General features: G+C 55.2%; 18 protein-coding genes and 1 tRNA gene. 15 read left to right on the top strand and 4 right to left on the bottom strand.

The window, feature by feature from the left end:
- The 13 genes from hypF to K9G39_RS09785 all read left to right on the top strand — a co-directional run.
- The coding region (gene hypF, locus K9G39_RS09845) for a carbamoyltransferase HypF (RefSeq protein ID WP_292004750.1) at positions 1-1611 on the top strand (1611 nt) is incomplete at its 5' end.
- A gap of 95 nt (positions 1612-1706) precedes the next feature.
- On the top strand, positions 1707-1979 hold the full coding sequence (locus K9G39_RS09840) for a HypC/HybG/HupF family hydrogenase formation chaperone (RefSeq protein WP_292004749.1): 273 nt from the start codon (positions 1707-1709) through the stop codon (positions 1977-1979).
- A 12-nt stretch (positions 1980-1991) separates the two neighbouring features.
- Positions 1992-3089: a hydrogenase formation protein HypD gene (gene hypD, locus K9G39_RS09835; RefSeq protein ID WP_292004748.1), complete on the top strand. Its 1098-nt coding sequence runs from the start codon at positions 1992-1994 to the stop codon at positions 3087-3089.
- On the top strand, positions 3086-4129 hold the full coding sequence (gene hypE / locus K9G39_RS09830) for a hydrogenase expression/formation protein HypE (protein WP_292004747.1): 1044 nt from the start codon (positions 3086-3088) through the stop codon (positions 4127-4129). Before hypD ends, hypE begins: the two co-directional genes overlap by 4 nt.
- A gap of 146 nt (positions 4130-4275) precedes the next feature.
- On the top strand, positions 4276-4839 hold the full coding sequence (gene rfbC, locus K9G39_RS09825; protein WP_292004746.1) for a dTDP-4-dehydrorhamnose 3,5-epimerase: 564 nt from the start codon (positions 4276-4278) through the stop codon (positions 4837-4839).
- 20 nt (positions 4840-4859) lie between these two features.
- A complete protein-coding gene (rfbD, locus tag K9G39_RS09820) occupies positions 4860-5726 on the top strand; it encodes a dTDP-4-dehydrorhamnose reductase (RefSeq protein WP_292004745.1) in 867 nt (288 codons plus the stop codon).
- A 26-nt stretch (positions 5727-5752) separates the two neighbouring features.
- A complete protein-coding gene (gene rfbB / locus K9G39_RS09815) occupies positions 5753-6814 on the top strand; it encodes a dTDP-glucose 4,6-dehydratase (RefSeq protein ID WP_292004752.1) in 1062 nt (353 codons plus the stop codon).
- A 144-nt stretch (positions 6815-6958) separates the two neighbouring features.
- Entirely contained in the window at positions 6959-7402 is a 444-nt protein-coding gene (locus tag K9G39_RS09810) for a HEPN domain-containing protein (RefSeq protein WP_292004744.1), read from the top strand.
- Between the two features lie 51 nt (positions 7403-7453).
- Entirely contained in the window at positions 7454-8434 is a 981-nt protein-coding gene (galE, locus tag K9G39_RS09805; protein ID WP_292004743.1) for a UDP-glucose 4-epimerase GalE, read from the top strand.
- Between the two features lie 55 nt (positions 8435-8489).
- The gene (locus K9G39_RS09800; RefSeq protein WP_292004742.1) at positions 8490-9935 is read left to right on the top strand and encodes a mannose-1-phosphate guanylyltransferase/mannose-6-phosphate isomerase; all 1446 of its coding nucleotides are present in this window, start codon (positions 8490-8492) and stop codon (positions 9933-9935) included.
- A 162-nt stretch (positions 9936-10097) separates the two neighbouring features.
- Complete coding sequence (locus tag K9G39_RS09795; RefSeq protein WP_292004741.1) at positions 10098-10316, top strand: hypothetical protein; 219 nt, start codon at positions 10098-10100, stop codon at positions 10314-10316.
- A 166-nt stretch (positions 10317-10482) separates the two neighbouring features.
- Positions 10483-13737, top strand: a complete 3255-nt coding sequence (gene ileS, locus K9G39_RS09790; protein WP_292004740.1) for an isoleucine--tRNA ligase — start codon at positions 10483-10485, stop codon at positions 13735-13737.
- A 60-nt stretch (positions 13738-13797) separates the two neighbouring features.
- Entirely contained in the window at positions 13798-14232 is a 435-nt protein-coding gene (locus tag K9G39_RS09785; RefSeq protein WP_292004739.1) for a TraR/DksA C4-type zinc finger protein, read from the top strand.
- A gap of 117 nt (positions 14233-14349) precedes the next feature.
- Here the strand turns inward: K9G39_RS09785 and purF are convergent, their stop codons facing one another.
- Complete coding sequence (gene purF / locus K9G39_RS09780; protein ID WP_292004738.1) at positions 14350-15843, bottom strand: amidophosphoribosyltransferase; 1494 nt, start codon at positions 15841-15843, stop codon at positions 14350-14352.
- A gap of 256 nt (positions 15844-16099) precedes the next feature.
- Between purF and K9G39_RS09775 the strand changes: the two genes are divergently transcribed.
- Positions 16100-16618, top strand: a complete 519-nt coding sequence (locus K9G39_RS09775) for a hypothetical protein (RefSeq protein ID WP_292004737.1) — start codon at positions 16100-16102, stop codon at positions 16616-16618.
- A 96-nt stretch (positions 16619-16714) separates the two neighbouring features.
- On the opposite strand, the gene K9G39_RS09770 is transcribed toward K9G39_RS09775, so the two are convergent.
- Positions 16715-16787 (bottom strand) — tRNA-Ala (locus K9G39_RS09770).
- 237 nt (positions 16788-17024) lie between these two features.
- On the opposite strand from K9G39_RS09770, the gene K9G39_RS09765 reads away from it, so the two are divergent.
- Positions 17025-17906, top strand: a complete 882-nt coding sequence (locus K9G39_RS09765) for a permease-like cell division protein FtsX (protein ID WP_292004736.1) — start codon at positions 17025-17027, stop codon at positions 17904-17906.
- A 15-nt stretch (positions 17907-17921) separates the two neighbouring features.
- Here K9G39_RS09765 and nfo read toward each other — a convergent pair whose 3' ends face one another.
- Both nfo and K9G39_RS09755 read right to left on the bottom strand, forming a co-directional pair.
- Positions 17922-18764 (bottom strand): deoxyribonuclease IV, encoded by an 843-nt coding sequence (gene nfo / locus K9G39_RS09760; protein WP_292004735.1) that lies wholly within the window; start codon positions 18762-18764, stop codon positions 17922-17924.
- Positions 18765-18879: 115 nt separating this feature from the next.
- Positions 18880-19869, bottom strand: a complete 990-nt coding sequence (locus K9G39_RS09755; protein ID WP_292004734.1) for a glycosyltransferase family 2 protein — start codon at positions 19867-19869, stop codon at positions 18880-18882.
- Between the last annotated feature and the right edge of the window lie 267 nt (positions 19870-20136).

Raw genomic sequence — 20136 nt, 5'->3', positions numbered from 1 at the left:
GGTTTCCACCTTCCCGCCTATCCCCTTAACGCCAGCGCGGTTCGGGAGCTGAGGAAGCGGAAGGGGCGGGAAGAGAAGCCGTTCGCCGTGATGATGCGCGATCTGGCCTGCGTTCGCCGGTTCTGCCTGGTCAGCGAGGCTGAAGCGGCGGCACTCTCCTCTCCGGAGGCACCGGTGATGCTGCTTGTACGGCATTCCGCAGGCACTCTTCCCGAAGCTCTGGCCCCCGGCAATGCGCGGCTTGGAGTGATGCTGCCCTATTCGCCACTGCATGCGCTTCTCTTCGAAGATGGCCCCGATCTCCTGGTGATGACCAGCGCGAATTTCAGCGACGAGCCTGTGCTTCACGACGATTGCGAGGCGCTCCGGAGGCTTCGGGGTATCGCGGATTTTTTTCTCATGCATAACCGGCCGATACTGCAGCGGTGCGATGATTCGGTTGCCGTGCATCTTTCGGGTTCGCTGCGTCTCATCAGAAGAAGCCGGGGGTATGTGCCCGCTCCGGTCATACTCGCCCGTGGGGGGCCGTCGGTACTCGCCACGGGGGGGGAACTGAAAAACGCGCTCTGCCTGATGCACGCTCGTCACGCCATTCTCAGCCAGCATCTTGGCGATATGAAGAATTTCGAAACCTGGAGCTTTTTCGGTGATACCGTCCGGCATATGAAGGCGTTGTTCAGAGCCGATCCTCAGCTTCTTGTGCACGATCTCCATCCCGGCTACCTGACCACGCGCTGGGCTTCGATGCAGGATATCGCACTGCTCGGGGTACAGCATCACCATGCACATCTTGCCGCATGCCTTGCCGAAAACATGGAGTCCGGTCCGGCGATCGGTCTTCTCTTCGACGGTACCGGTTACGGGCCTGACGGTAAAATCTGGGGAGGTGAAGTGCTCGTCGGCGATGCCTGCGGTGCGGACCGCTTCGCACGGCTCGAGTATATGCCGCTGCCGGGGGGCGATTCGGCCGTTCTTCAGCCGTGGAGGGCGGCACTTGGTTACCTGTTCAGAAGCTGTTCCGCCGTTCCGGATCTGCCTTTTCTTCAGGGAAAGGCGCAGGAGGAGGTGATTGAACTACTCGAAAAAAACCTTTTCTGCCCCGAAACGTCAAGCTGCGGAAGACTGTTCGATGTCGTGGCCTCGATTGCCGGAGTGTGCAGCACTGTTTCCTACGAAGGGCAGGCGGCTGTCGAACTGATGTTTGCCGCGCAAGGCACAATCGGCAAAGAAGGATTCCGGTACAGTATTGCCGAAGAGGGAGGTTGCCGGGTCATGCAGATATCCCCCCTTATCCGCGATATTGCAGTCGCGGCAGGAGAGGGGATGGCGTCGGGTGAAATCAGCCGTCGCTTTCACCGCACGCTCTGCGACATGCTGCTCGATATAGCCGGAATGGCCGCACGGGCGACAGGCATAAAGCAGGTTGTGCTGAGCGGGGGTGTTTTCCAGAACATGCTGCTTTTCGAAACGCTTGTCGCAGAACTGCAGGGCGCAGGATACAGGGTGCTGACCCATACCGGAGTTCCCTGCAACGACGGCGGCCTCTCGCTCGGGCAGGCGGCAATCGGCAGGGAGTATCTGGGGGGGAACTATCATGGAGTCCGCTATTAGGCCATCTCGATCTTTGTCGCTGAACTTCCTGCCGTGCCTTTTCTCCTTTTTCTTATCTTTCAGTTACGATTTCTTTAAAACAAACCAGTCTGCCCATGTGCCTTGCCATACCCGGAAAGCTTATCGAGATAACCGATGAAAATGGCCTGAAAATGGGTATCGTCGATGTGAACGGCATCAGAACAAGGGCGTGTCTCGAATACGTGCCGGATATCGTGCCTGGCCAGTATACGATTGTCCATGCCGGTTTCGCCCTGAAAGTGATCGACGAGCAGGAGGCTGCCGAAAGTCTCAAGCTATGGCAGGAGCTGATCGAAAGCGGCGCGCTGGACCCTGAAGAGGGGGAGCCTTTACCTGACGATCTTTAAGCGGGCTGCCGTATGAAGTACCTTGACGAGTACCGGGATCCGAAACTTGCCCTCCGGCTTCTCGATGAAATCAGGCGGAAAGCCACCCGTCGGTGGACAATCATGGAGATCTGCGGAGGCCAGACCCATTCGATCATGCGCAACGGCATCGATCAGCTTCTGCCAGACAGCGTCGAACTGGTTCACGGGCCCGGCTGTCCGGTCTGCGTTACTCCTCTTGAAACGATCGAACGTGCGCTCTGCATCGCCGCCATACCGGGGGTGATTCTTGCCAGTTTCGGCGATATGCTTCGCGTGCCCGGCAGTGAAAAAGATCTGTTCATGGCGCGGAGCGAGGGGGCGGACGTGCGCATTGTCTTTTCGCCGCTCGACGCGTTGCAGATCGCGCGCGACAATCCCGGCAAAGAGGTGGTGTTTCTTGCCGTCGGCTTCGAGACCACGGCTCCTGCCAACGCCATGGCCGTGCGTCAGGCTGCGCGTGAAGGGGTCGCCAACTTCAGCGAGCTGGTCAGCCAGGTAATGGTCCCACCGGCCATGCGGGCCATTCTCTCCTCGCCCGGCAATCGGGTGCAGGGGTTCCTCGCCGCAGGGCACGTCTGCGCCATCATGGGGTGGGAGGAGTATGAACCGTTCGCCGAAGAGTTCGGCGTGCCGATTGTGCCCACCGGATTCGAGCCGGTCGATCTGCTCGACGGCATTCTCAAAGTGGTGGAAATGCTCGAAGAGGGGCGCAGCGGAGTCCTCAACGCTTACGGGCGGGTGGTCAGCCGCGAGGGGAACCGCGAGGCGCGGAAGGTGATGCAGGAGGTGTTCGAGGTGGCCGACCGTCCGTGGCGCGGCATCGGCGTCATTCCGGCAAGCGGCCTCGTGCTGCGCAAGGAGTACGCCCGCTTCGACGCCGAAAAGCGCTTCGACGTGGGCCACATCGTCCCGCAGGAGTCCCCTCTCTGCCGGAGCGGGGATGTGCTGCAGGGGCACCTGAAGCCCGATGCCTGTCCGGCCTTCGGTCGCGAATGCACTCCGCAAAGCCCCCTCGGCGCCACCATGGTCTCTTCGGAAGGGGCATGCTCGGCGTATTACCGATATCATCGCAATCCCGATTCTTTATGAGTGAACCATTCGCCTGCCCGCTTCCGCTTTTGCACCACCAGACCGTCCAGATGGCTCACGGGGCGGGAGGAAGATTTTCGCAGGAGCTCACGAAACAGGTGTTCATGCCGCATCTCGGCAATGCCTTTCTCGATCTTATGGACGACCAGGCCAAGCTTTCCCTGCCTTCCGGCCGGACGGCGTTTACCACCGATACCTATGTGGTCACGCCATGTGTTTTTCCCGGAGGAACCATCGGCTCGCTCGCCGTCAACGGAACGGTCAACGACCTTGCCGTCGGAGGGGCGCGTCCGCTCTATCTGAGTGCCGGTTTTGTGCTTGAGGAGGGATTTCCGCTTGTCGAACTCGAACGGATTGTACGGAGCATGGCCGAAGCCGCCAGCAAAGCCGGAGTGCTGATCGTGACGGGTGATACCAAAGTTGTGCAGAGAGGGTTGTGCGACGGCATTTTTATCAACACCTCGGGTATCGGGGTACTGCGCCAGGACGTCACACTCTCCTGCCGAAATCTGAAGCCGGGGGATGCTATCCTGCTTTCCGGCACGGTGGGCGATCACGGGATGTCGATCATGACGGCAAGGGAAGGGCTTTCCTTTCAATCCGCTCTCACAAGCGATTGTGCTTCGCTCAATCATATGATAGAGGCTCTGCTCGACGCCGTGCCGGATGTTCACGCCATGCGCGATCCGACCAGGGGCGGTGTTGCCGCCGTACTCAACGAACTTGCGGTTTCCTCCTCGGTCGGTGTGGAGATTCTCGAAGATGCGATTCCCGTCAAAGCTGAAGTCAGAGGTGCCTGTGAGCTGCTCGGTATCGATCCGCTGCATGTAGCCAACGAGGGGAAACTTATCGCCGCAGTTCCTGCCGGTGAGGCTGCAAGGGCAATCGAGGTGCTGCGCTCTTTCGAAGAGGGCCGCAATGCGGCCGTTATCGGATCGGTAAATGAGGGCCATTCCGGTATGGTCGTCATGAAAACCCTATTCGGAAGCCTACGCATTGTCGATCTTCCGGCCGGGGAGCAACTGCCCAGAATCTGCTGAGAGCAGCTCGAAAAAAAGAGAATTATTTTGCATTCACGTTCCGGTTGCATTATTCTTCAGGCGTATTATCATTAAAAAATACATCTTGAGCCTGGTCTGGGTGCAAGTTCTCCATGCAGGTCTTTTTCCGGTCACTTTTTTTTGATATGAACATTATTGAAACCCCCATCCCTGATGTCCTGATCTTTGAGCCCAAAGTGTTTGGAGACGACCGGGGTTATTTTCTGGAGACCTATCGGCACGATATTTTCGTGAGACATGCAGGTACGGTCGACTTTGTGCAGGACAATGAATCGAAGTCGTCATACGGCGTGTTGCGCGGCCTGCATTTCCAGAAACCTCCCTACACCCAGTCGAAACTGGTCAGGGTTGTATCGGGGCGGGTGCTCGATGTTGCTGTAGATCTTCGCAAAGGTTCTCCATGGTACGGTATGCATGTGGCCGTTGAACTGAATTCGGACAGTAAGAACATGCTGTGGGTCCCGAAAGGATTCGCTCATGGTTTCGTCGTGCTGTCCGATGAGGCGGTTTTCGCCTATAAATGTGATAATTATTATTCGCCAGCCCATGATGCCGGAGTCGTCTGGAATGACCCGGCTCTTGGAATAGACTGGCGGATTCCGGAAGGCGATATCGCGCTTTCAGCAAAAGATGCAGCCCTTCCTCCATTTGCCGAAGCGGACGCGTTTACCTTTGAACAAAAAGCATGATAAAACCCTGAGAGCCAGTCATGAATATTCTCGTTACCGGAAGCAATGGCCAGCTTGGCACGGAGATCAAGGCACTTGCGGCAGGCGCACACGGATCGGATTTTTTTTTCTTCGACCTTCCTGAACTCGATATCACCAGTCCCGCCCAGGTAGCTGGTGCCATGCAGCGTTGCGGGTGCAATGTCGTGATCAACTGTGCGGCCTATACGGCGGTTGATCGGGCGGAAAGCGAGCCGGAACTGGCCTCCAGGGTGAATTGCGACGGTGCCGGAGTGCTTGCCCGGTGTGCCAGGGAGCAGGGGGCACTTCTCCTGCATGTTTCCACCGATTATGTTTTTGACGGCCACTCATGCCGTCCCTACCGGGAGTCAGATCATCCGGCTCCGCTCGGAGTGTACGGGCAGTCGAAACTTGCAGGGGAAAAGCTGATACAGGAGATCGCGCCTTCGTACCTGATCATTCGCACTTCCTGGCTTTATTCGCTTCACGGACAGAATTTTCTGAAAACCATGCTCAGGCTCGGCCGTGAAAGGGATCGGATCGATGTTGTCTTCGACCAGATCGGGACGCCGACCTGTGCGGCCGATCTTGCCGGAGCGATTCTCGACCTGCTCGGCAGAGTCCGGCCGGAAAAGAGGTATGCAGGCCTCTATCACTATTCCAATGAAGGGGTCTGTTCCTGGTACGATTTCGCGTTGGCCATCATGCGCATGAAACACCTTCCCTGCAGGGTTTTTCCCATCGAGAGCAGCGGCTATCCCACTCCTGCGCCCCGCCCGTTCTACAGCGTGCTGAACAAAGGCGCCATAAAAAAGGAGTGGGGGCTCGATATCCCCCACTGGCATGATTCGCTCGAGGTGCTCCTTGCCCGTTCAGACAACCCCTAACCAATCAATTACCGATCATGTCAGCCATGCATATTCTCATTACTGGTGGAGCGGGATTCATAGGTTCCCACGTAGTAAGGCATTTTGTCAATGCATATCCCTCCTATACGATCACCAACCTCGACAACCTGACCTACGCCGGTAATCTTGGAAACCTCAGGGACGTGGAACACCTCGGGAATTACCGGTTCGTGAAAGGGGATATCACCGATGCTTCGTTTGTCGAAAAACTCTTCAGGGACAACCGTTTTGACGGGGTGATCCATCTGGCGGCTGAGTCGCATGTGGACCGTTCCATAGCAAGCCCGCTCGAATTCGTGACCACCAACGTCATCGGCACCGTGAACCTGCTCGATGCCGCCCGGCGCTGCTGGGCGGAAGATTTCGGAGGAAAGCGATTCTATCACATCTCGACCGACGAGGTGTACGGCTCGCTTGGCCGTGAGGGCATTTTCACCGAACGGACCCCGTACGATCCGCATAGCCCCTATTCAGCCTCAAAAGCATCGTCGGATCATTTCGTAAGGGCATGGCACGATACCTACGGATTGCCTGTGGTCATAAGCAACTGCTCGAACAATTACGGGCCCTTCCAGTTTCCTGAAAAACTGATTCCGCTTTTCATCAACAATATCCGTCTGAAAAAGCCTCTTCCGGTTTACGGCCAGGGAGAAAACATCCGCGATTGGCTGTGGGTGATCGACCATGCCTTGGCAATCGACGTGATCTTTCACAGGGGATGCAACGGAGAGACCTACAATATCGGTGGCCATAACGAATGGACCAATATCGATCTCATCCGGCTGTTGTGCGCCATCATGGACCGGAAACTGGGCAGGGAGTCCGGGGAATCCGCAAAACTGATAACCTATGTTACCGACAGGGCAGGCCACGACCTGCGTTATGCCATTGATTCCTCCAAGCTTCAGAGGGAACTTGGATGGGGGCCTTCCATTCGCTTCGAAGAGGGTCTGGAACGCACGGTTGATTGGTATCTCGATAACCAGGATTGGCTCGAGCAGGTTACGTCGGGCGCATATCGGGATTATTACGATAGGATGTACAGCACTTCGTCCTCCGGGAGCTGAAGGGGAGATCCGGGAGTATGGAGAGTTCCTGGAGCAATTGCTATATTTTACAAACAGTAAACAGTCCGGCTCCCGACGGCGGAGGAGCCGGACTGTCCTGGTGATAAACCGGGATTTCCGAAGTCAATTCATGGAGGTTCAATCATGAAAGTCCGCAACGATATTGCATACCGTTTCCTGCTTGCTGAAGGGTTTCTCTGTGAGGCCGAAGAGGATCTTCGGCTGAAGCGTTGGCGTTCATGTGTTTCGGGTTCCAACCTGTGTATCGATAATTGTGGTATTGCCGTGCTCATGCTCTTCGGAGTGTCTCGCACGACCCATCATCCGGAAAAACACCTTCCCCAGCTTCTTGCCGAAGGAACGGTTTCGGAAGAGGTGGGTGAGCTCATCAGGGAGCTGCTTCCCGAGCTGGAACTACACGATTCACATGAAAAAATGCTGGCCAAATATGGACGGGAGACAGCTTATCAGTCGCCCTGGGATATTTTCACGGAAGAGCAGGCGGCCAAGGCCTGTGAAGGAGCCCGAAAAAGTCTCGCCCTTTGCCGTAAACTCAGGGCTCTGCTTGAAGATGGTCTTGAAGGATAAGGATTCTGGCCTTTCCGCTGTCCGTTTTTTTGAACTCTTACCACAATCTGCATGCATATTCTTGTTATCGGTGGTGCCGGGTATATCGGAAGTCATGTCGTGAGGGCTTTTCTCGACGGTGGTTTCCGGGTCACGGTTTTCGACAATCTTTCGACCGGCACAAGAGAGAACCTCTTTGAAGACGCCGGATTTGTACATGGCGATATCATGCGGCCCGCACAGCTTGCCGGGGTTATGGCGGAAGGGTTCGACGGGTGCGTACATCTCGCGGCACTGAAAGCAGCCGGGCAGTCGATGCTCTGTCCGGAGCAGTATGCCGAGGCGAATCTTGTCGGGACCATCAATATCCTCAATGCCGCGACGGCAGCTTCAGTCGGCACCCTTATTTTTTCTTCTTCCGCGGCAGTTTTCGGTAATCCGGTCTATCTGCCGATCGATGAAGCGCATCCGAAGGAACCTGAAAATTTCTATGGTTTTACCAAACTTGAAATAGAACGACTGCTTGGCTGGTATGACCGGCTGAAAGGGCTCAGATATGCCGCCATCCGTTATTTCAATGCTGCGGGTTACGATGTGGCCGGACGGGTAAAGGGGCTGGAGCGCAATCCCGAAAATCTGCTGCCGGTCGTCATGGAAGTCGCAGCAGGCCTCCGGCCACGGCTTTCAGTTTTCGGAGACGACTACCCGACAAGGGACGGTTCCTGTATCAGGGACTATGTCCATGTCAGCGATCTTGCGGCGGCTCACGTCAGCGCATTCGACTATATCAGGAAAAACGGCCAGAGCCTCTCGGTCAATCTCGGCAGTGAAACCGGCATCAGTGTGCTCGAAATGCTTGAACGGGCGCGCATGGTTACCGGTCGGCCGATTCCTGCTGACATAACCGGCAGGCGTGAAGGTGATCCTTCCGAACTGGTGGCGTCGTCGAAGAGTGCCAGAAAGTTGCTGCAGTGGCAGCCGAAATATAGCGATGCCGATACTCTTATCGCCTCCACCTGGAGGCTTTACGAGGAGAGATACCTCCGGCGGTAATGTTTCGTCGGCGGTACCCTTCGCCTTTACTTTAACACTCAATAAAGTTCCTCAAATGATCATTCCGGTAATTTTAAGCGGCGGATCGGGGACGCGCCTCTGGCCCCTTTCGCGGGCTCTCTACCCGAAACAGCTGCTCCCTCTCGTGTCGGACAAAACCATGCTTCAGGAAACCGTTCTCAGGCTTGCCGACATCGAAGACCTCGGGCCGGTTTGCTGCATCTGTAACGAGCAACACCGTTTTCTCGTTGCCGAACAGCTTCGCGAGGTTACCGGAAGTCTGGGAGGGATCATTCTCGAACCCACCGGTCGCAATACAGCGCCCGCTGCGGCGGTAGCCGCCATGTATGCTCTTTCGAAGTATCAGGACCCTGTGCTGCTGCTGCTTCCCGCCGATCATGTCATCAGCGATACGGAGGCGCTTTCCGGAGCTGTTGCCGAGGGTTATTCGGCTGCCGCATCCGGTGCACTGGTGACCTTCGGAATTGTTCCCTCGGGGCCGGAGACCGGATACGGATACATCAGGGCCGAGACCGGCGGTGCCAACATGCACTCCTGTCGTCCGGTTGTCGAGTTTGTCGAAAAGCCAGATCTTGCGACTGCCGAGCAGTATGTGCAGTCCGGTGGATATTTCTGGAACAGCGGAATGTTTCTGTTTCGGGCAGATGCTTTTCTTGAAGAACTCGAACATTCCAACCCCGAAATGCTCGAGTCGTGCCGTACTGCTTATGAAAAGGCTACTACCGACCTCGATTTTCTCCGGCTCGATCGCGGGGCATTCAGTGCATGTCCATCCGATTCCATCGATTACGCGGTTATGGAGAAAACATCCCGTGCGGTTGTCGTTCCGCTCGATGCCGGCTGGAACGATGTCGGTGCATGGTCGGCCCTCTGGGAACTCAACGAGCATGACGCATCCGACAATGTCCTCAAAGGCGATGTGCTCGTGCACGATGTGCACAACAGCTATATTCATGCGACAAGCCGCCTTGTAGCGGCAGTCGGACTCGAAGACCAGATCATCGTTGAAACGCCTGACGCCGTGCTCGTGGCTTCGCGCGACAGGGTTCAGGAGGTCAAGGCCATCGTCCGGCAGCTTGACGTGTCGAAAAGAAGCGAAGCCGAGATCCACCTCAGGGTGTACCGGCCCTGGGGCACCTATGAGACCGTAGATATCGCAGACCGTTTTCAGGTGAAAAGGATTGTCGTAAAACCCGGGGCAGCTCTTTCCCTGCAGAAACATTACCACCGTGCCGAACACTGGATAGTCGTGAAGGGAACTGCACTTATTACGGTCGGCGGAAAGGAGATCACCCTCTGCGAGGACCAATCTACCTATATCCCTCTCGGTACTTTCCACCGGCTTGAAAATCCCGGAAAAATACCGCTCGAGCTCATCGAGGTGCAGACCGGCAGTTATCTCGGGGAGGATGACATTGTAAGGGTTGACGATCGTTACGGCAGGCTTGCCGACCGTCAGGACGTCACCCATCCATCCTGAATCCTGCATCCTGCATGCGTAGAAGGAGGAGTGCCTTCCTGCTTTTTTCCCTTGCATGCCGGGAACGCGGATAAACCTTCGTATGGCTTTGATAGCTTTCTGAAAAATATTACATTGAAGACAGTGTCCAGAAATAACGCGATAATTTAAACCGAGTGTACCATGGCTGAAGAAATGAAAACATCTGCACAGGGTCAGCAGAGCCGCGGCGGTGATGTGGTTAAAGGTGATTTTTCAACCATACTTGTGGGTGTCGGCACTCTTCTCGACAATACCATTACCCCGCTCAGCAAGATGGTTGCCCAGGCTCTCGATTCCCTGACGGTTGTGGCAAAACAGATTCTCGAAGGCGTCAGTTCTTCCCTTGGCGACAAGAAATAATGTAGTAACACTCCTTAGCGGTTGTTTTTCTTATCCTTTCTGTCGCATAGACATTACAGGCAGGCTTTTCCAGTGTTGAAGGGTCTGCCTGTTCTGTTTTACCCCTGTTTCTTGTATATTACATGTTTTCCTGTTTTCGACTCTTTGTTTCGTTTATCAATAAATTATGCCCGAAAAATTTCCCGAATATTTCACCGGTATTCCCTACAGTACGGTTGAAAAAGAGGTGTTGGCCTACTGGAACGATCACCGTATTTTCAGAAAAAGTCTCGAAGAGCGTTCTTCAGCAAAGGTTTTTTCATTTTATGAAGGTCCCCCGACCGTTAACGGCAAGCCGGGAGTGCACCATGTTTTCAGCCGTACCATCAAGGATGTCGTCTGCCGGTACAAGACCATGCAGGGGTACCAGGTTCCCCGGAAAGCAGGGTGGGATACCCACGGGCTTCCCGTTGAAATTGCCGTTGAAAAAAAACTTGGGCTGAAGAACAAATCTCAGGTGGTGGAGTACGGAGAAGGGGAGTTCAATACCGAAGCGAGGGCGCTGGTCTATCACCATATCGACGACAACCGCGAAGGGTGGGGAAAATTGACGGAGCAGATGGGATACTGGGTGGATATGGATCAACCCTATATCACCTGTACAAACAGCTATATGGAGTCGGTCTGGTGGGCGCTGAAAACCATTTTCGACAAGGGCCTCATCTACAAGGACTACAAGATCGTTCCGCAGGATCCGAAGTCGGAGACGGTACTGAGTTCCCATGAGCTCGCCCTCGGCTATAAAGAGGTGAGCGATCCGAGCATCTACGTAAAATTTCGTATCAGAGACTCCCGGGAAAGTTTCCTGGTCTGGACAACCACGCCCTGGACACTTATTTCCAATGTCGCACTCTGTACCGGGGCGGATATCGATTATGTGAAAGTCCGTCACACAGTGACTGGCGAAGTGCTCATTCTTGCCCGGTCGCGTCTTCAGGTGCTGACGGAAAAGGACGAGAACGGTGAGTCGCTCTGGCAGGTTACCGGAACGGTGAAGGGCCGGGAGTTGGAGGGGATCGAGTACGAACCGCTTTTTACCTATCAGCAGCCGGCCAAACGGTGCTGGTACGTCACCACGGGCACGTTCGTCTCTACCGAAGATGGCACCGGTATCGTGCATATCGCACCGGCATTCGGCGCTGACGACTACGAGCTTGCCAGGCTGTACGACCTGCCGATGCTGCAGCCGGTTGCGCGGAACGGATGTTTCACAGCCGAGATTCCGGATTACGACGGTATGTTTTTCAAGGATGCCGATCCTCTGATCATACGGCAGCTCAAGGACGGCGGCAAACTTTACCGTCGCGAGACCATCACGCACACCTATCCTTTTTCCTGGCGTTACGATGTACCCGTTATCTACTATGCAAGGGAGTCGTGGTATATCAGAACCACCGCGCTTGCCGGACGGATGGTGGAGCTGAACAAAAGCATCAACTGGTGTCCACCGGAAATCGGTTCGGGCCGTTTCGGCAACTGGCTCGAGGAGAACAAGGACTGGGCTCTTTCGCGGGAGCGATTCTGGGGCACTCCGCTGCCGGTATGGGTGGCCGAGGATTTCGCCATCGGAGACGACATCTCCTCGGGCAGGATGTTCGCCATCGGTTCGGTTGCCGAGCTTCGCGAGGGGTTCATCGACATCGGCACCGAGCGCCACCTGCTCGGCGACGCACTCGATCGCGGTCTTGTGGAGCTCGACCTGCACAAGCCCTTTGTTGACCGGATCTATTTTATCAGGGACGGCAAACGGTTCAACCGCACCCCCGAACTTGTCGATGTCTGGTTCGACAGTGGTTCCATGCCTTTTGCGCAGCTGCACTACCCTTTCGAGAACAAGGACGTTTTCGGAAAAACCTTTCCGGCGGATTTCATCGCCGAAGGGGTCGATCAGACAAGGGGCTGGTTCTACACCATGCATGCCATCGCCACCCTGATTTTCGACACGGTGGCTTATAAAAATCTGATCGTTAACGGTCACATTCTCGATCGAGAGGGACAGAAAATGTCGAAATCGAAAGGCAATGTGGTCGATCCGTTCGAAACCATGCAGCGCTATGGGGCCGACTCGCTCCGCTGGTACCTTCTGGTTTCCAGCCCTCCCTGGAGGCCGAAATCGTTCAATACCGCCGAGATCGAGGAGGAGCAGCGCCGCTTTTTCAGGGCCTTCATCAACAGCTACAACTTTTTTGTGCTTTACGCCAACGTCGATGGGTTTACCTATGCCGAGCCCGACATTCCGACCGGCGAGCGTTCGGAGCTCGATCGCTGGGTGCTTTCCTGCCTCAACACCCTTGTGGCCGGCGTAACCCGGCGCATGGAGCAGTACGACCTGACCGGCGCCGTCAGGCTGATCGGCGATTTTACCGTAGGTGATCTTTCCAACTGGTACATCAGGCGGTCGCGCAAGCGGTTCTGGAAAAGCGAGATGGGCCCGGACAAGCTCGCAGCCTACCAGACGCTCTATACCTGTCTTGTGACGACCGCGAAGCTGCTGGCTCCGTTCACGCCGTTCATTGCCGAAAAAATATACCTGAACCTGAACGCCGTCAGCAATCGTGACACGTGGGAGTCGGTGCATCTTGCGGCTTTTCCCTCCGTGGATGAGTCCCTGACCGATACGCCGCTCGAACGTCGGATGAAAAAGGCCCAGACGGTGACCTCCCTGGTGCGCACCATGCGCGAAAAAGCCTCCATCAAGGTGCGTCAGCCGCTCAAACGCATCATGCTTGCCGTGGACGATGCGGCCATGCGCGGGGAGTACGAGCTTGTGGCCGGCATTATAGTCGACGAGGTCAACGTGCAGAAAATCGAATATATCGAGGACGAGGGGACGGTAATCAGCAAGAAGGTGAAGCCGAACTTCAAAACGCTCGGCCCCCGGTATGGAAAGGATATGAAAATGCTTGCCGACGCCATCAGGCTTATGACCCATCGGCAGATTGCGCTTATCGAAAAAGAGGGCCGGCTTACGCTCGATTTCGACGGCCGGGTGTTCGAGCTCGATCGGCAGGATGTCGAGATCATGCACGAGGATATCGAAGGCTGGCTGGTCGCTTCGGACGAAGCGCAGGGCATCATGGTGGCGCTCGATACCGAAATGAACGAGGAGCTTGTCATGCTCGGGCTTGCCCGTGAGCTGGTCAGCAGGATTCAGTCGCTTCGCAAGGAGAGTGGGCTGGAGATTACCGACAGGATCCGGCTGAAAGTCTCGGGCAGCGAAAAACTTCTCGATGCAGTCAAGAGGAATGATGCGTATATTAAGGACGAGACCCTTGCATCCTCTCTTGAAACCGCATGGTACGACGCGGAGGACGAAAACGGCGCAGAGGATTCGGTTAACGGTGAAATGTGCCGGTTATCACTTGAAAAATCCTGTGGTTAGTAGTATACTAACAAATCTTTTTTTACGGTTTACCGTTAGAACTTGTAAATCAGAGGTATCATGGCGAAAAAAAGCAGCAGCATGGCAGGAAAGGAGAATGATGCGGTAGATGAGCCGATCCTGACGAAAACCTATCTGAGCGATGAGGAGCTTGAGCATTTCAGGCAGTTACTTCTCAAAAGAAGGGAGGAGGTGCTTCGCGATCTGGAAATTCTGCGTTCTTCCCTTTCGGATGAAAATGTCGAGGATTCCATAAACTCGAACTACTCCATGCATATGGCCGATCACGGAACGGAGACGATGGATCGTGAACAGCGCTTCATGTTCATCGCCCGTGACGAAAAGTACATTGGCTATATCGACCAGGCTCTCGACAGAATCCGGAACAGGACTTACGGCATCTGCATCAAATCGGGCAAGCCGATTCCCAAGAAACGTCTCGAGGCGGTTCCGCATACTTCCGTGAGAATCGAGTTCAAGCAGGGCAAGAAATAACCCTCAACCGGTTTGTTTTTCATAGAAACTGCAGCGGGAGCATCTCTCTTGAAGGGAGATGCTCCCGCTTTTTTTATATATCCCCGGCAAGGGCGAGGTATCGGTTGCCCGCACGGATCAGTCGTTTTCTTCCTTGTCGGTGGTGGCATCGTTGACCTGGATAGGGTAGTCGCCACTGAAACATGCCGTACAATAGCTGCAGGTTTCATTCTCGAAGGACGGAACGCTGTTGAGCAGCCCCTGCATGGAGAGGTACTTCAGGGAATCGACGCCGATATACTCACGGATCTTTTCGATCTCATCATTTTCGTTGCCGGTGGTTTCGAACATATGCGTGAGCAGCTGGCGCTTGGTCGGGAAGTCCATGCCGTAAAAACAGGGATTGGTGATGGGCGGCGAGCTGATGTGCAGATGGATGGCTTTCGGATCGGCCTCCCGTATCAGCTTGATCAGCATTTTTGCCGTGGTGCCCCGCACGATGGAGTCGTCGATCAGGATGATCGGACGGTCCACCAGCACGCCTCGCACGATGTTGTATTTCGAACGCACCTTGATATCCCTGCTGTGGATGCCGGGCTGAATGAATGTTCTGCCCACATAGTGGTTCCTGATGAGTCCGTGCTCGAACCGTGCCGGCTTGTTCAGCTTGTTGCTCTCCCTGACAAAGCCCAGAGCAGCTGTATTCGAGGAGTCGGGCACACTGACCACCGTAATGAGCTTTTCGTCCGGGAGCGGCTCGATTTCCGATTCGCGGGCGAGATTCTTGCCGAGGTTTCTGCGTACCTTGTCGACGGAGTGCTTGAAGATAAAGCTGTCGGGACGGGCGAAATATACGTACTCGAAAATGCAGCGGGCCTTGCGTTTCGAAGGCGGCAGGTAGATCGACGTGGGATTTTCGTTGGCTACAGCCAGATGGTCAATCATAAGTATTTCTCCCGGTTCGATATCGCGAATGTACTCCGCCTGTATGATGTCGAACGCGCAGGTTTCGCTGGCTACGATGTAGGAGAGTTCGCCGGTCAGCGGATCGACTTTCTTGCCGAGTGCGAGAGGTCGGAATCCGTAAGGGTCTCGTGCAGCGATCATCTGGTTGTTGGCCAGAATGACCATGGAATAGGCACCCTGCACCTGACGCAGGGCTTCGTATATCTGCTGCAGCGGCTCTTTTTCACGGCTTCTTGCCGCCAGGTGAGGAATGATTTCCGTATCCGACGACGCCTGGAAGATCACGCCGAGTTCTGTCAGTTCGCGCCGGAGCGCTCTCGAGTTGGTGAGATTGCCATTATGAGCGATAGCGAGGCTTCCGGAACGGTAGGTCAGCGAAAACGGCTGGACATTGTTGGAGGACTTCGATGAACCGGTGGTGGAGTAGCGGTTGTGACCTATTGCTGCATAGCCGCTGAGTGTTTCAAAGATGGCTTCGTCCCTGAATACCTCCGAAACCAGTCCCATCCCCTTGTGCTGCTTGAAGAGGGTTTTTTTCTTTGCCTTGTTGTATTCGGCAACAACGATACCTGCAGCCTCCTGCCCTCTGTGCTGCAGCGAGTATAAACCGTAAAAGGTATCTTCAGCGGGAGTTTTTGAGTTGAAAATGCCGAAAACTCCACACATAAGCGCCCCAATGTTAAGATTGTGTAAACTTTCCCGTTGCCAAATTCGGCAAATGAACCTAATGATCCAAACGGAAAATGGAAAATAATCGTTGCAACGCCGGGTCGGGCTTTTCAGGGTTCTCTTTCGCGGCGTATTTGCGGGAACAATACCGGAAACGGAGGAATTGTCAGCAGGGGAGCGGGGTTTATATCTGCTGCGTCCGGAAAGCTTTTTCCGGCTTTCAATGCTTTTTCAATTCAATTGTTAATGGATTATGGCAGCACTGCTTAAAAAAGCTCCGGCAAAACCGGGCCCGGCTATCTGGATTTCGGTCACCCTGTTGTGGGGAACGGTTTTCTTTTTCACCTCGTCCTGGATGCTCACCGCAGCTTCCCGCCAGCTCGACCAGGGGTTTTTCGGGCTGTCGGGTGGAGAGCTCTTCAGGGTTTACGGTTTTCATGTTCCCGTGCTTCTGGTGTTCGCCCTTCTTGCCATGACGGTTAAAAATATGCTCGATCCGGACGGCAGCAAACAGGTAAACCGTCAGCAGTCCGTCGTTGCCGGAAAACGTGAAAAGCTTTTCGTCTCTTTTGCCGGCAGCCTGGCGACCAGTTTTTTCTTTACCGGCCTGACCGCTTCGACCTTTCTGTGGAGTTCGCGATTTACCGGTTCATATGTCGAACTCACCCCGATGGTTGTCGCTACCGCGGCGGTATACAACATTGCCGCAGGGCTTGCAGCCTCGCTTCTTGTGGGTGTCGTTTTTATGATAGCCAAGGTAGGAAGGAAGTGAGCGAAACCGCTCACGACGATAACAAGCGGTTGGTTATATGAATTTTACATCCATAAACGAAAAAAGCGCAACTTGCTGAGAGTTGCGCTTTTTCTGTGGAGCTAAGGAGACTCGAACTCCTGACCCTTTGCATGCCATGCAAATGCTCTACCAACTGAGCTATAGCCCCGTTCCGACGTTCTAATTAAAAGAAAAAAAAATTGTTTTTGCAACTTGTTTTCTACATTCTTTTACATGATTATGCTGATAATCCCGCAACGGGAACCCCTGTCAATTGTTGCAAACGGTATCTTCAGCTACCACAAGAGCGATCTTTCGGTAAAGAAGCGCTTCATCGCGGGGGGAAACCGGCAAGGCAATCGGAACGCGGAACACCCGAACGGATTGTTCCCCTAAATAACGTGTTATGTCTTTATCCTTTATCGTCAGGGAGGGTTTTTCGGGTTTTGGACGAGCAAAGATGCCTTCGGCCATTACCGTAACGATCAGCTTTTTTGCGCTCGTGTTGCTCGGTCTGTTCAGCACCGTTTCGCTGAGCTTTTTCGATATCATACAGGAGCTGCGCAGCAGGGTGGAGCTGGAAGTGTTTCTCGGCGACTCGCTTACCGAGGCGCAGGCGGCAGGGGTTACCGGAAAAATCAGGGAACTCGACGGCGTCAGGGAGGCAGTCTATGTTACCCGTGAAGAGGCGGCATCGATATTTTCCCGCGATTTCGGAGAGGATGTGGTCAGGATTCTCGGTTCAAACCCGCTTCCCCGTTCCATCCGTCTGAAGTTTCAGCCGGAGTACGCCCAGCCGGACAGCATCGCCAAAGTGGTACCTCTCATCACCGCATTCGCCCCTGACCTCGAGGTGCGCTATAACCAGAAGTATCTTGGCCAGATAGAACAGAACGGCAAACTTTTCACCCTGCTTACCGGTGGCCTGGGCCTCCTCATAGCCGTGGCCACCGTTGTGCTGATCGGCTATACCATCAGGCTTGCTCTTTACTCGCGTCAGGAGAAGATCAGAACCATGCGCCTCGTCGGCGCCACTGCATGGTTTATCGGCGCTCCCTATGTCATTGAAGGCGCCCTGCAGGGGATTCTGTCGGGCCTTCTTGCCGCCGGAGCGGTCTATCTGGTTTTCGAACAGCTTCTTTACACCTATGAGCCGGCGATGTACCAGATTCTGCATCCGTCGGCACTTCTGATCTACCCCTCACTCGTTCTGCTCGGTCTTGGGCTCGGCGTATTCGGCAGCACGCTTTCGGTCGGCAAATATCTGCGCGCGGCTTCAAAACGATGACAGCACAGAGGAGCGCTATCCGGCAATCCGGTAGAGCATCCTGATCTCCTCCTCCCATCCGTCCGAATCGGGCGTCTCCAGAATAAGCGGCATCTCGTCAAAGAGGGGATTCCGCATGATGCAGGCAAACCCCCCCATGCCTATCTCGCCTTTTCCGATGCATGCATGCCGGTCGACCCGGCTGCCGAGCGGCTGTTTCGCATCGTTCAGGTGCATGGCTTTCAGGTACCGCAAACCCACGATGCGGTCGAACTCTCCGAGGGTGCATTCGAGCGCTTCTGTATTCCTGATATCGTACCCTCCGGCAAAGAGGTGGCAGGTGTCGAGGCAGACGCCCACCCTCGACTTGTCATCCACGAGGTCTATCAGCATGGCGAGATCCTCGAAGCGGCTGCCGAGGTTCGATCCCTGGCCGGCGGTGTTCTCGATCACGGCTGTAACGCCGGAGGAGCGTTCGAGAGCCATGTTTATCGATTCGGCGATAAGGCGGAGGCAGCTTTCGGGCGCTATCTGGTTGAGATGGCTTCCGGGGTGGAAGTTCAGCATCCGGAGTCCCATCCGTTCGGCCCGCTGCATCTCGTCGAAAAATGCGTTGCGCGACCGGTCGAGCTTTTCGGGTTCCGGGCTGCCGAGATTGATGAGATAGCTGTCGTGCGGCAGGATGTGTTCCGGACGGAATCCACCGTCGCTGCAGTTTTTCCGGAACGCCTCAAGGGAGGCGGCCGGCAGTTCCGGAACCCGCCACTGCCGCTGGTTTTTCGTGAAGAGAGCGAACGCCTTCGCCCCTATTCTTGTGGCCTGCAAAGGCGCATTCTCGATGCCGCCCGCAATGCTGACGTGGGCTCCGACTCGTTTCATGGAAAAATTTGTTACGTGCTGAATAATGTGGGTGGTAGATAATCGTGAAGAAAGCATTTCTTCCGGCTACCGGCTACCGGCTACCGGCTACCGGCTACCGGCTACCGGCTACCGGCTACTGGCTACCGATTTTCTTTTCCTGCTCCTCTGTCAGGTTCATGGTTTCACGTATGGTAAAGCCGTTGCCTTCGGGAGCGGAGGTCGAAAGCATCTCGCCGAGCAGGCCGGTAGAGAAGAGCTGGGCGCCGAGAATGATGAGCAGGATTCCGAGAAAAAGGATCGGGCGGTTGCTTGCCGGTTTATGGTTCAGCACCTTGTCGAGCGTGACGTAAAGACTGATGGAGAATCCCGAGAGAAAGCTCGCCAGACCCGCCATGCCGAAAAAGTGCATGGGACGGCGGAAGTATCGGGTGATGAAGAGTACGGCCAGAAAATCGAACAGGCCGGCAAAGAACCGCCCGGTGCCGAACTTCGTGGAGCCGTGAATTCTTGGGCGGTGGTTGATCGGCAGTTCGGCAATTCTGAAGCCGTTCCATCCGGCCAGCACGGGAATGTAGCGGTGCATTTCGCCGTGCAGCTCGATGCGGTCGGTGACCTCCCGTCGGTAGACCTTGAGGCCGCAGTTGAAATCGTGGATGCGGATGCCGGTGAAGAGCCGCGTAACCATGTTGAAAAAGAGGGAGGGCACGGTTTTTCCGAGCGGATCCCTGCGCTGTTTTTTCCATCCGCTCACCAGATCGTATCCTTCAAAGAGTTTCGCCACGAGAGGGCGTATAGAGGCCGGATCGTCCTGCAGGTCGGCGTCGAGCGTCACCACCACGCCGCCTTCCGCTGCACGGAACCCTGCCGAAAGTGCCGCGGTCTTGCCGAAGTTCCGCTGGAAGGAGATCAGGGCAACCTCCGGCCTGTCGGCAATCATGGAGCGCACCAGCTCCGCCGATCCGTCGGTGGAGCCGTCGTCGACGAGAATGATCTCATGGCTGAACGCTCCGTCGAACAGTCGGTGAAGCTCTTCATCCTGAAGCGCGGAGGAGAGCTGGTAGAGCAGTTCCGGAAGGGACTCCTTTTCATTGAAGAACGGAACGATGACAGAGAGTGACTTCAAATTCAGGGTGTGAAATGATGTATGGCAATACTTTTCGCTACGATAACACAACAAAGTATGAAATCCGCCGGGATTTACATTCCCTTCTTCTTTCCCGGCCTCACAGCGGCCTCATATCGGTAGAACAAGGAATCCACTCCTTTTTCCCAGCCCCGCAGGGGCGACATCTCGGTAGAACAAAGAATCCCGTTCCATTCTTCTGCCCCGTAGGGGCGGTATATCGGTAGACTTGCGCCCTCCCCCCCGAAACCGGGTTTTCCTCCAGCC

Origin of the sequence: Chlorobium sp. (assembly GCF_021740465.1) — a bacterium.
Lineage (GTDB): Bacteria > Bacteroidota > Chlorobiia > Chlorobiales > Chlorobiaceae > Chlorobium.
Note: the sequence above shows the minus strand (reverse complement) of the source record. Positions and strands in the feature narration are given on the sequence as shown.

Bases quoted from the DNA above. Each gene is read 5' to 3' on its own strand.
- K9G39_RS09840 (WP_292004749.1), top strand. From the start codon at position 1,707: ATGTGCCTTGCCATACCCGGAAAGCTTATCGAGATAACCGATGAAAAT.
- hypD (WP_292004748.1), top strand. From the start codon at position 1,992: ATGAAGTACCTTGACGAGTACCGGGATCCGAAACTTGCCCTCCGGCTT.
- hypE (WP_292004747.1), top strand. From the start codon at position 3,086: ATGAGTGAACCATTCGCCTGCCCGCTTCCGCTTTTGCACCACCAGACC.
- rfbC (WP_292004746.1), top strand. From the start codon at position 4,276: ATGAACATTATTGAAACCCCCATCCCTGATGTCCTGATCTTTGAGCCC.
- rfbD (WP_292004745.1), top strand. From the start codon at position 4,860: ATGAATATTCTCGTTACCGGAAGCAATGGCCAGCTTGGCACGGAGATC.
- rfbB (WP_292004752.1), top strand. From the start codon at position 5,753: ATGCATATTCTCATTACTGGTGGAGCGGGATTCATAGGTTCCCACGTA.
- K9G39_RS09810 (WP_292004744.1), top strand. From the start codon at position 6,959: ATGAAAGTCCGCAACGATATTGCATACCGTTTCCTGCTTGCTGAAGGG.
- galE (WP_292004743.1), top strand. From the start codon at position 7,454: ATGCATATTCTTGTTATCGGTGGTGCCGGGTATATCGGAAGTCATGTC.
- K9G39_RS09800 (WP_292004742.1), top strand. From the start codon at position 8,490: ATGATCATTCCGGTAATTTTAAGCGGCGGATCGGGGACGCGCCTCTGG.
- K9G39_RS09795 (WP_292004741.1), top strand. From the start codon at position 10,098: ATGGCTGAAGAAATGAAAACATCTGCACAGGGTCAGCAGAGCCGCGGC.
- ileS (WP_292004740.1), top strand. From the start codon at position 10,483: ATGCCCGAAAAATTTCCCGAATATTTCACCGGTATTCCCTACAGTACG.
- K9G39_RS09785 (WP_292004739.1), top strand. From the start codon at position 13,798: ATGGCGAAAAAAAGCAGCAGCATGGCAGGAAAGGAGAATGATGCGGTA.
- purF (WP_292004738.1), bottom strand. From the start codon at position 15,843: ATGTGTGGAGTTTTCGGCATTTTCAACTCAAAAACTCCCGCTGAAGAT.
- K9G39_RS09775 (WP_292004737.1), top strand. From the start codon at position 16,100: ATGGCAGCACTGCTTAAAAAAGCTCCGGCAAAACCGGGCCCGGCTATC.
- K9G39_RS09765 (WP_292004736.1), top strand. From the start codon at position 17,025: ATGTCTTTATCCTTTATCGTCAGGGAGGGTTTTTCGGGTTTTGGACGA.
- nfo (WP_292004735.1), bottom strand. From the start codon at position 18,764: ATGAAACGAGTCGGAGCCCACGTCAGCATTGCGGGCGGCATCGAGAAT.